Annotated in this window: 11 protein-coding genes; 10 read left to right on the plus strand and 1 reads right to left on the minus strand. The window is 51.0% G+C overall.

Annotation, left to right across the window (positions count from 1 at the left end; translation table 11 throughout):
* The first annotated feature begins 30 nt into the window (after positions 1-30).
* The 3 genes from udk to asmA all read left to right on the plus strand — a co-directional run bounded on the left by udk (position 31) and on the right by asmA (position 3,225).
* Positions 31-672, plus strand: a complete 642-nt coding sequence (gene udk, locus OGV98_RS06110; RefSeq protein ID WP_003036776.1) for a uridine kinase — start codon at positions 31-33, stop codon at positions 670-672.
* 91 nt (positions 673-763) lie between these two features.
* On the plus strand, positions 764-1,345 hold the full coding sequence (gene dcd / locus OGV98_RS06115; protein WP_003036774.1) for a dCTP deaminase: 582 nt from the start codon (positions 764-766) through the stop codon (positions 1,343-1,345).
* A 26-nt stretch (positions 1,346-1,371) separates the two neighbouring features.
* Complete coding sequence (asmA, locus tag OGV98_RS06120; RefSeq protein WP_130714521.1) at positions 1,372-3,225, plus strand: outer membrane assembly protein AsmA; 1,854 nt, start codon at positions 1,372-1,374, stop codon at positions 3,223-3,225.
* A 44-nt stretch (positions 3,226-3,269) separates the two neighbouring features.
* On the opposite strand, the gene OGV98_RS06125 is transcribed toward asmA, so the two are convergent.
* A complete protein-coding gene (locus OGV98_RS06125) occupies positions 3,270-4,853 on the minus strand; it encodes a TerC family protein (RefSeq protein WP_003841782.1) in 1,584 nt (527 codons plus the stop codon).
* Positions 4,854-5,509: 656 nt separating this feature from the next.
* On the opposite strand from OGV98_RS06125, the gene OGV98_RS06130 reads away from it, so the two are divergent.
* The 7 genes from OGV98_RS06130 to wcaD all read left to right on the plus strand — a co-directional run bounded on the left by OGV98_RS06130 (position 5,510) and on the right by wcaD (position 13,075).
* Entirely contained in the window at positions 5,510-6,649 is a 1,140-nt protein-coding gene (locus OGV98_RS06130) for a polysaccharide export protein (protein ID WP_003036765.1), read from the plus strand.
* 5 nt (positions 6,650-6,654) lie between these two features.
* Positions 6,655-7,104, plus strand: a complete 450-nt coding sequence (wzb, locus tag OGV98_RS06135; RefSeq protein WP_003036763.1) for a low molecular weight protein-tyrosine-phosphatase Wzb — start codon at positions 6,655-6,657, stop codon at positions 7,102-7,104.
* The gene (wzc, locus tag OGV98_RS06140) at positions 7,101-9,263 is read left to right on the plus strand and encodes a tyrosine-protein kinase Wzc (protein ID WP_286551095.1); all 2,163 of its coding nucleotides are present in this window, start codon (positions 7,101-7,103) and stop codon (positions 9,261-9,263) included. Before wzb ends, wzc begins: the two co-directional genes overlap by 4 nt.
* Before the next feature lie 72 nt (positions 9,264-9,335).
* A complete protein-coding gene (gene wcaA, locus OGV98_RS06145) occupies positions 9,336-10,178 on the plus strand; it encodes a colanic acid biosynthesis glycosyltransferase WcaA (protein ID WP_003036760.1) in 843 nt (280 codons plus the stop codon).
* Between the two features lie 2 nt (positions 10,179-10,180).
* Positions 10,181-10,669, plus strand: a complete 489-nt coding sequence (gene wcaB, locus OGV98_RS06150; RefSeq protein ID WP_003844327.1) for a colanic acid biosynthesis acetyltransferase WcaB — start codon at positions 10,181-10,183, stop codon at positions 10,667-10,669.
* On the plus strand, positions 10,666-11,883 hold the full coding sequence (gene wcaC, locus OGV98_RS06155) for a colanic acid biosynthesis glycosyltransferase WcaC (protein WP_003841794.1): 1,218 nt from the start codon (positions 10,666-10,668) through the stop codon (positions 11,881-11,883). Before wcaB ends, wcaC begins: the two co-directional genes overlap by 4 nt.
* On the plus strand, positions 11,858-13,075 hold the full coding sequence (gene wcaD / locus OGV98_RS06160) for a colanic acid polymerase WcaD (RefSeq protein WP_003841796.1): 1,218 nt from the start codon (positions 11,858-11,860) through the stop codon (positions 13,073-13,075). The genes wcaC and wcaD overlap by 26 nt, the downstream gene beginning before the upstream one ends.
* Positions 13,076-13,079 lie beyond the last annotated feature (4 nt).

The following is a 13,079-nucleotide window of genomic DNA, read 5'->3' on the forward strand; positions in this document are numbered from 1 at the left end:
TACATCCAGGTTAATCAGGTCGCTAAATTTATGACTGATCAGTCCCATCAGTGCGTCATTATCGGCATTGCCGGCGCATCGGCTTCCGGCAAGAGCCTTATTGCCAGTACTCTTTATCGCGAATTGCGTGAACAAGTCGGTGACGAACATATTGGCGTTATTCCCGAAGACAGCTATTACAAAGATCAAAGCCATCTGTCGATGGAAGAACGTGTAAAAACCAACTACGACCATCCGAACGCGATGGACCATAGCCTGCTGTTTCAACATCTGCAAACGCTGAAACGCGGCTCTGCCATTGAGCTGCCGGTATATAGCTATGTTGAGCACACGCGTACGCAAGACACTATTCATATCGAACCCAAGAAAGTCATCATCCTGGAAGGCATTTTGCTGCTGACGGATGCGCGTTTGCGTGACGAGATGAACTTCTCTATTTTTGTTGATACGCCGTTAGATATTTGCCTGATGCGCCGTATCAAGCGGGATGTGAACGAACGTGGTCGTTCAATGGATTCGGTGATGGCGCAATACCAGAAAACCGTCCGCCCAATGTTCCTGCAATTTATTGAGCCTTCAAAACAATACGCCGACATCATTGTGCCGCGCGGGGGTAAAAACCGCATCGCCATCGATATTCTGAAGGCTAAAATCAGTCAGTTCTTTGAATAAGTTCAGCGAATTGTGTACCGTTCAGTGATAACCTGGTTCACCCTTAACGCACCTGGCATTAAGGGTTTGAAGCACGAAAGGAGAAAGTGCCATGCGTTTATGTGACCGAGATATTGAAGCCTGGTTGGATGAAGGTCGCCTGTCGATCAATCCACGCCCTCCTGTCGAGCGAATCAATGGCGCCACGGTAGATGTGCGCCTTGGCAACAAATTCCGTACGTTCCGCGGTCATACGGCGGCGTATATCGATTTAAGCGGACCGAAAGATGAAGTCAGCGCCGCGCTGGATCGCGTGATGAGTGATGAAATCGTCCTTAAGGACGGCGAAGCCTTTTTCCTGCATCCGGGGGAACTTGCACTGGCGGTAACATTCGAATCCGTGACGCTGCCTTCCGATCTCGTCGGTTGGTTAGATGGCCGTTCTTCGCTGGCTCGTCTGGGACTGATGGTACACGTCACCGCTCACCGTATCGATCCGGGCTGGTCTGGCTGTATCGTACTGGAGTTTTACAACTCCGGAAAATTACCGCTGGCTCTGCGTCCGGGGATGCCGATTGGCGCGTTAAGTTTCGAACCGCTTTCCGGTCCGGCAGCGCGACCCTACAACCGTCGTCAGGATGCGAAGTATCGCGACCAGCAGGGCGCCGTTGCCAGCCGGATCGATAAAGACTGAGTGTTTATCAGTCCATTGGGGATAGCATGAGACGATTTCTGACGACGCTGATGATTCTTCTGGTCGTGCTGGTGGCCGGCTTTTCTGCGTTAGTACTGTTGGTGAATCCGAATGATTTCCGCGCGTATATGGTCAAGCAGGTTGCCGTACGTAGCGGGTATCAGCTGCAGTTGGATGGCCCCCTGCGTTGGCACGTATGGCCGCAACTGAGTATCCTCTCAGGGCGAGTGATGTTAACGGCTGAAGGCGCCAGCGAACCCCTGGTTCGTGCTGATAATATGCGTCTCGACGTTGCATTGTGGCCGCTGTTGAGCCACCAGCTCAGCGTGAAGCAGGTGATGCTCAAAGGCGCAGTGATTCAATTGACCCCGCAAACTGAGGCGGTACGCGGCAAAGATGCACCCGTTGCCCCAAAAGACAATATGTTGCCCGATCTGGCGGAAGACAAAGGATGGTCGTTTGATATCGCCCGTCTGCGCGTTGCCGACAGTGTTCTGGTGTTCCAACATGAAGACGATGAACAGGTTACCGTTCGCGATATTCGTCTGGAGATGGAACAAGATAGCCAGCACCGCGGCACGTTTGATTTCTCCGGGCGTGTGAACCGCGATCAGCGCGATCTCGCGTTATCCTTTAACGGTACGGTCGATGCCTCCGATTATCCGCACAACTTATCTGCGAATATTGAACAGTTAAGCTGGCAACTGCAGGGGGCCGATCTGCCGCCGCAGGGGATCAACGGTCAGGGACATCTTCAGGCGCAATGGCTGGAAGAGAAAAAACAGCTTTCATTTAGCCAGATAAATTTGACCGCTAATGACTCTTCTTTCTCCGGGCAAGCGCATGTGGCCTTGTTGGAAAAACCGGAATGGGCCGTTGACCTAAAATTTGGTCAGCTCAATCTGGATAACCTGCTCGTACAACATGACGCAGCGGTGACAGCAAAAGGTGAAGTTCAGCAAGGTCAGAGTCAGTCAACGCTGGCGCGCCCCGTTATTGCTTCCCAGGTTGATGCTGTTTCGTATCAGGGACTCAAGGGTTTTTCGGCAGACATCGCTTTGCAGGCTGACAAGGTGCTGTGGCGGAAAATGGCGTTTGAGAATGTCTCGGCAAAAATAGACAACCGGTTCGGCTTACTGAACATTGCACAGTTGCAGGGAAAAAGTGATGGCGGGCTGATCTCATTGCCCGGCACGCTGGATGCCAGAAAGGGAGAACCCCGAGCGGTCTTTCATCCGCGCCTGGAAGGTGTTGAAATTGGCACTATTCTGAAGGCCTTTGATTACCCCATCGCACTCACCGGCAAGCTGTCGTTGACGGGAGATTTTTCCGGCTCGGATATTGACGCCCAGGCGTTTCGTCACAGCTGGCAAGGGCAGGCCCATGTCGAAATGAACGATACGCGAATGGAAGGGATGAACTTCCAGCAGATGATACAGCAGGCCGTCGAGCGTAGCGGTGGAGATGCTAAAGCCCAGCAAAATATGGAGAACGTGACCCGTCTGGATCGTTTTGTAACCGATATGACGCTGGATAACGGTGAGGTGACGCTGGATAACATGGTAGGGGAGTCCGCTATGTTGGCACTGACCGGCAAAGGAACGTTAGATCTGGTGAAGCAGAATTGCGACACGCTGTTTAACATTCGCGTTCTGGGCGGTTGGGATGGCGAAAGTAAGTTGATTAATTTCCTGAAGGCCACCCCGGTTCCTCTCAGAGTCTATGGTCAATGGCAGTCACTGAACTACAGTCTGCAAGTTGATCAGCTTTTGCGTAAACATCTGCAGGATGAAGCAAAACGTCGCCTGAATGACTGGGCCGATCGCAATAAAGATTCCCGCAACGGCAAAGATGTTAAAAAGTTGCTGGATAAGCTCTGATTCATATTGCCGGATGGTGGCTAATGCCCCATCCGGCTCGTGACTTACACCTCGTAATCCATCTCTTCTTCACTGTGTAGCGGTATCAGCTGGACTTTTTGCACGCGATGATTTTCCACCTGCAGGGTTTTTAGCCGATAGTCGCCAACCTGGACTTCCTCCCCGGTTTTTGGGATGCGCTGCAAATATTCCATTAAAAGCCCGGCAATGGTGTGATACTCACGTTTTTCATCTAATGGGATAGGGACGTACTGCACAAGGTCTTCCAGCGGCATATGCCCGTTAGCGGTCCATGAACCATCGGCGTTTTTCTGAATATCATGGCGGGCGTCGATTTCCTCTACCTCGTTTGGCAGATTGCCGGCGATGGTTTCCATCACATCACTCAGCGTCACAATCCCTTCGACGGAACCAAATTCATCGGCTACAAACGCGAAGTGCGTCCGGGCGTTTCGGAACTGCTCAAGCGCCGGAAGTAGCGGCAGAGTTTCCGGGAACACCAGCGGCTGGCGAATCAGGACGCGCAGATCGAGCGGCTCGCCGCGCAGAGACTGTTGCAGCAAATCGATGACATGCACCACGCCAAGCAGTTCTTCCTGCCCGTCTTCGCCAGTGACCACCAGACGCGTATGCTGGTTTTTTTCCAGTAAGGCGCGGATTTCTGCTTCGGGAGCATTGAGGTCGATGTGTTCAATATCGTGACGCGAGGTCATGATACTGCTGACGGTACGCTGATTAAGGTTCAGCACACGTTCAATCATCCTCCGCTCCTGAGGCGCGAAAATCTGACCTTCATGATGGTCTGCCAGCATTGCCGCGGTTTCGGCATCCAGTTCGGCATCTTCTTTTTGCCCGCTCAGCAGCCGCATTACCGCCTCGGCGGTGCGCTGGCGCAGAGTATGGTTGGCTGACAGGAAGCGACGACGGTTAAAGATAGCCAACTGGTTCAATGCTTCGATCATCACCGAGAAGCCGATGGCCGCGTACAGGTAACCTTTCGGGATATGGAAACCAAATCCTTCGGCCACCAGACTGAAACCAATCATCAGCAGGAAGCTCAGGCACAGAATAACGATAGTTGGATGGCTGTTGACAAAGCGTGTCAGCGACTTGCTCGCCAGCACCATCAGGCTGATGGCAATAATCACCGCAGCCATCATCACGGCCAGGTGATCGACCATGCCAACAGCGGTAATGACGGAATCGAGAGAGAATATGGCGTCCAGCACCACGATCTGCGCGACCACACCCCAGAACTTAGCGCCTTTACGCTGGGTGGGATTGTCGCTGTCTTTTCCTTCCAGCCGTTCGTTGAGCTCCATAGTGGCTTTAAACAGCAGGAAGAAACCGCCGAACAGCATGATCAGATCGCGGGCACTGAAGCTGAGATCGCGAATGCTGAACAGCGGCGTGGTCAGTGTTACCAGCCAGGATATTGATGCCAGCAGCAGCAGGCGCATAACCATCGCCAGCAGTAGCCCGGTAATACGCGCCTTATCCCGCTGGGCAGGAGGTAGTTTCTCCGCGAGGATGGCAATAAAAACAAGATTATCAATGCCAAGAACAAGTTCGATCACGATTAACGTGACCAGTCCGGCCCAGATTGACGGATCGGCAATCCATTCCATAGTAAATGCTATACCCATAGTTGTATGACAATTGTCACAATTCGATCATGGGTAAAACTGGCGAAAAATGCAATGGCGAGAGGGGATTTCTCTGTCGGTTATATCAGAACAGATGCAGGATAATAGCCTTAATGTCACTACAGGAAATTATTTTATTAATCTAGATATATTTAGGAAATATCGCAGGTGGGATGTTTTTATATCAATATTGTCAATATCAATAAAATCCTAAAAATATACAAATCCAACGCTTAATATTAATCTTAAAAGCTTGGTGTCGGTGGTTTGTTATCTTGCCTGATATTCGCTTAGCTGCAACAATTCTTGCGGTAATAATCAAAAGATAAATATTTCCTCATTAACCAGTGGCACGTATTCCCGATGCGTTGCCGCTGTAAATGTGATGAAAATAAAGGAGAAGATAAAAATTTAAATTAATCAGTGCATTGGTAGCTAGTGAAGCCAGGGGCGGTAGCGTGTCTGGTCGCCTGAAACAAGCCTAAATTATTCTGTCAAGAGACCGCAGATGAATTCATTTTTTTTAGGACTGATGCCAGTTAAATTCCATTTCAATTAACGGCAAGGTAAATACGTACAGGCGAAGTCGCTATTTAGATTGCATGTGATAATTACTCTGCCAAAGTGATAAATAATCAATGATGAAATCCAAACTTAAATTGATACCAGTATTGGTATCGGTAATCTTGATAAACGGTTGTACCGTGCTTCCGGGCAGCAATATGTCTACGATGGGCAAAGATGTGATTAAACAGCAGGACGCTGATTTTGATATCGATCGCATGGTGAATGTTTATCCACTCACCCCACGACTGGTAGAACAATTACGTCCTCGACCAAATGTTGCACAACCTAATATGTCGCTGGACCAGGAGATTGCCGGGTATCAGTACCGGGTCGGTCCGGGGGATGTCCTGAATGTGACCGTCTGGGACCATCCTGAACTCACCACACCAGCCGGGCAGTACCGTAGCTCAAGCGATACCGGCAACTGGGTGCAACCTGATGGCACGATGTTTTACCCCTACATCGGCAAAGTCAGCGTGGTAGGGAAAACGTTGGCAGAGATTCGTAGTGATATTACCGGGCGCTTAGCGAAGTACATTGCTGACCCGCAGGTGGACGTTAATATCGCCGCTTTCCGCTCGCAGAAGGCCTATGTCTCCGGACAGGTGAACAAATCTGGTCAGCAGGCCATCACCAACGTGCCACTTACCGTTCTCGATGCCATTAACGCCGCAGGCGGTCTCACCGAAGCGGCAGACTGGCGCAACGTTGTGCTGACTCATAAAGGGCAGGAGCAACGCATTTCACTGCAAGCACTGATGCAAAATGGCGACCTGAGCCAGAACCGACTGCTCTATCCTGGCGACATTCTGTTTGTCCCGCGTAATGACGATCTGAAAGTCTTTGTAATGGGGGAAGTGAAAAAACAGAGCACCCTCAAAATGGACTTCAGTGGCATGACGCTTACCGAAGCGCTGGGCAATGCCGAAGGTATTGACCTGACCACCTCCAATGCCAGCGGTATTTTCGTTATTCGACCATTGAAAGGCGAGGGCGGGAACAACGGCAAGATCGCCAATATCTATCAGCTTGATATGTCCGATGCGACGTCGCTGGTGATGGCAACATCATTCCGACTCCAGCCATACGATGTGGTGTACGTCACTACTGCGCCGGTTGCTCGCTGGAACCGTTTGATCAATCAGTTGCTGCCAACTATTAGCGGTGTTCGCTATATGACGGACACGGCCAGCGACCTTCACAACTGGTAATCGTCATGTTTAACAAAATCTTAGTTGTCTGTGTGGGGAACATTTGCCGTTCCCCGACGGCAGAGCGCTTGTTAAGGCAATTTCACCCGGCGTTGACGGTCTCTTCTGCCGGTCTTGGGGCGCTGGTGGGGAAAGGCGCGGATCCGTGCGCCATTAGCGTTGCGCAGGCGCACAACCTGTCACTGGATAATCATTGTGCCCGGCAGATCTCGGGACGAATGTGCCGGGAGTATGACCTGATCCTGGCCATGGAAAAGCGCCATATCTCTGCCCTGTGTGAAATGGTGCCGGAGATGCGCGGCAAAGTGATGCTTTTTGGTCACTGGGACAGCGAGCGCGAAATTCCCGATCCATATCGTAAAAGCCGTGATGCGTTTGACGCGGTGTACACATTACTTGAACGGTCTGCCCGCCAATGGGCTCAGGCACTGAACGCAGAGCAGGGAAAACGATGACAGAAAAAGTAAAACAGTCTGCTGCGCCGGTAACGGGCAATGATGAAATCGATATTGGTCGTCTGGTCGCAACGGTGGTGGAAGCCCGCTGGTGGGTACTTGGCATTACCGCGGCTTTTGCATTGTGTGCCGCGGTCTACACACTGTTCGCCACCCCCATCTATAGTGCGGACGCGCTGGTGCAAATTGAGCAAAATACTGGGAATTCACTGGTGCAGGATATTGGCTCGGCGTTGTCGAACAAACCCCCGGCCTCGGAAGCGGAAATTCAGCTCATTCAGTCACGACTGGTATTAGGGAAAACGGTAGACGATCTCAACCTCGATATCGGCGTTACCAAAGATACGTTCCCTATTTTTGGCGCGGGCTGGGACCGGCTGATGGGCCGTCAGAACGAAACGGTTAATGTGACTACCTTCACGCTGCCAAAGGCAATGAATGAACAGACCTTCACGCTCAATGTGCTGAATGACAAAAGCTATCAACTGGTGAGTGACGGGGGTTTTAGCGTTCGGGGGCAAGTCGGCAAGGTGTTGGAACACGATGGCGTGACGATGCTGGTTGAGGCGATTCATGCCAGCCCGGAGAGCCAATTTACCGTCCGTAAATTCTCCACGCTGGGCATGATAAACACCCTGCAAAATAACCTGATGGTGACGGAAACAGGCAAAGATACCGGTGTATTGAGCCTGACTTTTACCGGTGAAGACCGCGAGCAAATCCGCCAGATCCTCGACAGTATTACCCGTAACTATCTGCAACAAAACGTGGAACGTAAATCCGAAGAGGCCGCCAAAAGTCTGGCGTTTCTGGCCAAGCAGTTGCCCGAAGTGCGTAACCACCTGGATGTTGCTGAAAACAAGCTGAACGCCTTCCGTCAGGATAAAGACTCCGTGGATTTGCCGCTGGAAGCCAAAGCGGTGCTGGATTCGATGGTGAATATCGACGCGCAACTGAATGAACTGACCTTTAAAGAAGCGGAGATTTCCAAGCTGTTCACCAAAGCGCACCCGGCGTACCGCACGCTGCTGGAAAAACGCCAGGCGCTGGAAGATGAGAAAAGTAAGCTGAACGGGCGTGTAACGGCGATGCCGAAAACACAGCAGGAAATTGTTCGCCTGACGCGTGATGTGGAGTCCGGTCAGCAGGTCTATATGCAGTTGCTGAACAAGCAACAGGAACTGAAGATTACCGAGGCCAGTACGGTCGGTGATGTGCGCATTGTCGATCCCGCGATTGCCCAGCCTGGCGTGCTGAAGCCGAAAACGGCGCTGATTATTCTCGGCAGTATCATTCTCGGTTTAATGCTTTCGGTGGTGGGCGTACTGCTGCGTTCTCTGTTTAATCGCGGTATTGAAAGCCCCCAGGCGCTGGAAGAGCATGGTATCAGCGTGTATGCCAGTATTCCGCTGTCTGAATGGCAAAAAGCGCGTGATAACGTTCAGACCATTAAAGGTGTGAAACGCTACAAGCAAAGCCAACTGCTGGCCGTGGGGAATCCAACGGATCTCGCCATAGAAGCGGTCCGTAGCCTGCGTACCAGCCTGCACTTTGCCATGATGCAGGCGCGTAACAACGTATTGATGCTGACCGGCGTCAGTCCGTCGATTGGGAAAACGTTTGTCTGCGCTAACCTGGCGGCAGTTATTAGCCAGACTAACAAACGCGTGCTATTGATCGACTGCGACATGCGCAAAGGCTATACCCACGAACTGCTGGGGACCAATAATGTTAACGGCCTGTCTGAGATCCTCATTGGCAAAGGGGATATTTCATCCAGCGCTAAACCGACACCGATTCCGCATTTTGATCTGATCCCTCGCGGTCAAATTCCTCCCAATCCTTCCGAACTGTTGATGAGCGAGCGCTTCGGCGAACTGATTGCCTGGGCCAGTTCGCACTATGACCTGGTGTTGATTGACACCCCACCAATTCTGGCGGTGACCGATGCGGCTATCGTAGGGCGCCACGTCGGAACCACGCTGATGGTAGCGCGTTATGCGGTCAACACGTTGAAAGAGGTGGAAACCAGCCTGGGCCGCTTCGAGCAAAATGGCATTCAGGTGAAAGGGGTGATCCTCAACTCGATCTTCCGCCGCGCGAGCGGGTATCAGGATTACGGCTACTACGAATACGAATACACGTCGGATTCGAAATAACTAACAGCAACGCATATCGAATGTAGGCCTGATAAGCGTAGTGCCATCAGGCAACTTTTTTTGGAAACGAAAATGACCACAGAAAACCCGCTAATTTCAATTTACATGCCAACCTGGAACCGCCAGCAGTTGGCCATTCGGGCGATTAAATCGGTGTTGCGCCAGGACTATCCTCACTGGGAGATGATCATTGTGGATGATTGCTCTTCCTCATATGAGCAGTTGCAGCAGTTTGTTGAGGAACTCAACGATCCGCGCGTGTCGTATACGCATAATTCCACCAACTCCGGGGCCTGCGCGGTGCGTAATCAGGCCATTATGCAGGCCAACGGACAATACATTACGGGGATTGATGATGATGATGAATGGACGCCGAACCGACTGAGTGTATTTCTCAACTATCGCCATCATTTGGTCACGCGGGCGTTTCTGTATGCCAATGACTATGTCTGTGAGGGCGAAGTGTATTCGCAGCCGACCAGTCTGCCGCTCTATCCTAAGTCCGTTTATTCACGCCGCAGGTTTTATAAGCGCAACATCATTGGTAACCAGGTATTTACCTGGGCATGGCGGTTTAAAGCATGTCTGTTCGATACCACGCTGAAAGCGGCGCAGGATTACGACATCTTCCTGCGCATGGTGGTGGCGTATGGCAAACCGTGGAAGGTCAAAGAGGCGACGCAGATCCTGCATGTAAATCACGGTGAGATGCGCATTACCTCATCGCCGAATAAATTCTCCGGCTACTTTCAGTTTTACCGCAAGCACAAAGGCAAATTTGACCGGGCCAGCAAGAAGTATCAGTTGTTTACCCTCTATCAGATCCGCAACAAACGGATGAACTGGCGCACGCTGCTGACGCTGCTTTCTGTTCGCAACAGTAAGCGTCTGGCCGACGGACTGCGAGGACGCTAATTATGCTGGAAGATTTACGCGTGAACGGCTGGAGTCTGCGCCCCTGCTGCATGGTGGTGGCCTATCGGATTGCCCATTTTTGCTCCGTCTGGCGTAAAAAAAACATCTTAAACAACCTGTGGGCCGCACCGGTACTGGTGATGTACCGCCTTATCACCGAATGCCTGTTTGGCTATGAAATTCAGGCCGCTGCATCAATCGGTCGTCGTTTCACCATCCATCATGGCTATGGGGTGGTTATCAATAAACACGTGGTTGTGGGGGATGATTTTACCCTACGTCACGGCGTCACCATCGGCAATCTTGGCACCAACGATTTGTCCTGCCCGGTAATCGGTAACAGCGTTGAGCTGGGGGCCAATGTCACTCTGCTTGGCGACGTTGCTATTGGCGATAACGTGACGATTGGTGCCGGGAGCGTCGTGGTGGATAGCGTTCCGGACAATGCGCTGGTCGTGGGCGAGAAGGCTCGGGTGAAGGTAATAAAATGAAGATATTACAATTTAATGTGCGACTCGCAGAAGGTGGGGCGGCAGGCGTGGCGTTAGATTTGCATCTGAGGTCGCTGGAAAAAGGACTGTCGTCGCGTTTTGTCTATGGCTATGGCAAAGGCGGTAAAAAAAGCGCCAGCCATGCGAAATACCCGCAGGTTATCAAATATACGCCGCGCCTGACGTCGGCGGCGAACATTGCGCTGTTTCGTTTCGCGAACCGCGACATGTTCGGCAATCTCGACAAGCTATATCGTACGGTTACCCGCACTAACGGCCCGCTGGTACTGCATTTTCATGTGTTGCACAGCTACTGGTTGAACCTGGAAGAGGTAGTCTCCTTTTGCCAAAAAGTGAAAGCGCATAAACCGGATATCACCTTCGTCTGGACGCTGCACGATCACTGGAGTGTGACCGGGCGCTGTGCCTTTACCGATGGCTGCGAAGGCTGGAAAACGGGCTGTCTGCAATGCCCAACGCTGAGCAACTATCCGCCGGTAAAAATCGATAAAGCCCATCAGCAGTTGCCCGTTAAGCGGCAGATGTTTCGTGCGATGCTGGCGCTGGGTTGCCAGTTTATCTCGCCCAGTCAGCATGTGGCCGACGCGTTCAACAGCCTTTATGGCGCGGGACGTTGCCGCATTATCAATAATGGCATTGATGTGGCAACTGAAGCCATTCTTGCCGAACTACCCGCGATGCCTGAGGAGAGCGGTCGGCCGAAAATTGCCGTGGTGGCTCATGACCTGCGCTATGACGGCAAAACCAGTCAGCAACTGGTGCGAGCGATTACCGCGCTCGGAGACAAAATTGAGTTGCATACCTTCGGCAAATTTTCGCCATTTGCGGGAGATAACGTCATCAATCACGGTTTTGAGAGCGATAAGCGCACGTTGATGAGTGCGCTTAATCAGATGGATGGATTGGTGTTCAGCTCCCGTGTCGATAACTACCCGCTGATTCTGTGCGAAGCGCTGTCCATCGGCGTACCGGTAATAGCCACGCACAGCGATGCCGCGCAGGAAGTGCTGGCTAAATCAGGCGGAAAAACGTTCAGCGAAGCTGAAGTGTTGCAACTGGTGCAGCTGAAAAAATCAGACATTGCGCAGGCGGTTTTTGACACGTCGCTTGCCGCATTTAGCCAGCGCAGCCGGTTGGCATACAGTGGACAACAGATGCTGGAGGAATATGTCTCGTTCTATCAGAATCTGTAGCTATCTGGTGCTACCGCTGCTTTATCTGCTGGTAAACGTCAAACTCGCCCAGCTTGGCGAGAGCTTCCCGATAACTATTGTCACCTTTTTACCCGTTCTGCTGTTGCTGTTTATCGAGCGCATCAATATCAAAAAATTAATGATCGCGCTGGGCGTAGGGGGCGGACTGACGGCATTTAACTATCTGTTCGGTCAGTCACTGGATGCCAGCAAGTACGTGACGTCCGCCATGTTGTTTATCTATACCGTGGTGATTATTGGCATGGTATGGAGTATTCGCTTCAAAACCATTTCATCGCATAACTACATTAAAATCTTGCGCTTTTTCTGGCTGGTTGTGGGACTGGTGGTGGGGTTAGCTGCAGCTGAAATGGCGCAGATAATTCTCAGCGGCGGCAGCAGTTTAATGGAAGTTATTTCGAAATATCTTATTTACAGTAACAGCTATGTTCTGAACTTTATTAAGTTTGGTGGGAAACGAACCACGGCGCTCTATTTCGAACCGGCATTCTTCGCTCTGGCATTAATCTCAATTTGGCTCAGTATCAAACAGTTTGGTATCAAAACACCTAAGTCCGATGCTATGATTCTGGTAGGGATAATATTATCTGGGTCGTTTTCAGGAGTAATGACGTTTATTTTGTTTTACCTCTTGGAATGGGCGTTTCAGTACCTAAATAAGGATGCGATAAAAAAGAAGCTACCTCTGGCGATAATCTCATTGAGCGTGTTTTTAGTTGGTGTGATATTTGCTTTTCCGTACATCGCAACGCGGCTTGGTGATTTAGGAACTGAGGGTTCGTCATCGTATTATCGTATCGTAGGGCCATTAGTGATGGTCGGTTATTCGTTACTGAACGTTGATGGCGTAGTGAGATTTGGCTCACTTTATGAATACGTCGCGTCATTCGGAATTTTTAACGGTGCAGATGTCGGTAAAACAATAGACAATGGCTTGTATCTGCTGATTATTTATTTTTCATGGTTTGCGGTGATATTAGCCCTATGGTACATGGGGAAGGTCATGAAAATGATGATCAATGCGTTTGGCGATAATCAGAATTATCGGGTGCAGCTTTATCTTTTTACACCATTGTCACTGTTTTTTACAGGTTCAGTATTTAGTCCGGAATACGCATTTTTAATTGTGTGTCCGTTTATTTTGCGCAAGGCGCTGAATATCGCGAGGTAACTCA

This window comes from Citrobacter sp. Cf136, assembly GCF_030333815.1.
Classification (GTDB): Bacteria; Pseudomonadota; Gammaproteobacteria; order Enterobacterales; family Enterobacteriaceae; genus Citrobacter; species Citrobacter freundii.

What these genes read in the sequence shown, in the direction of transcription:
- wcaD (WP_003841796.1), top strand. Translation starts at nt 11,858, where the DNA reads ATGTCTCGTTCTATCAGAATCTGTAGCTATCTGGTGCTACCGCTGCTT.
- wzb (WP_003036763.1), top strand. Translation starts at nt 6,655, where the DNA reads ATGTTTAACAAAATCTTAGTTGTCTGTGTGGGGAACATTTGCCGTTCC.
- dcd (WP_003036774.1), top strand. Translation starts at nt 764, where the DNA reads ATGCGTTTATGTGACCGAGATATTGAAGCCTGGTTGGATGAAGGTCGC.
- udk (WP_003036776.1), top strand. Translation starts at nt 31, where the DNA reads ATGACTGATCAGTCCCATCAGTGCGTCATTATCGGCATTGCCGGCGCA.
- asmA (WP_130714521.1), top strand. Translation starts at nt 1,372, where the DNA reads ATGAGACGATTTCTGACGACGCTGATGATTCTTCTGGTCGTGCTGGTG.
- wcaB (WP_003844327.1), top strand. Translation starts at nt 10,181, where the DNA reads ATGCTGGAAGATTTACGCGTGAACGGCTGGAGTCTGCGCCCCTGCTGC.
- wcaC (WP_003841794.1), top strand. Translation starts at nt 10,666, where the DNA reads ATGAAGATATTACAATTTAATGTGCGACTCGCAGAAGGTGGGGCGGCA.
- OGV98_RS06125 (WP_003841782.1), bottom strand. Translation starts at nt 4,853, where the DNA reads ATGGAATGGATTGCCGATCCGTCAATCTGGGCCGGACTGGTCACGTTA.
- wcaA (WP_003036760.1), top strand. Translation starts at nt 9,336, where the DNA reads ATGACCACAGAAAACCCGCTAATTTCAATTTACATGCCAACCTGGAAC.
- wzc (WP_286551095.1), top strand. Translation starts at nt 7,101, where the DNA reads ATGACAGAAAAAGTAAAACAGTCTGCTGCGCCGGTAACGGGCAATGAT.
- OGV98_RS06130 (WP_003036765.1), top strand. Translation starts at nt 5,510, where the DNA reads ATGATGAAATCCAAACTTAAATTGATACCAGTATTGGTATCGGTAATC.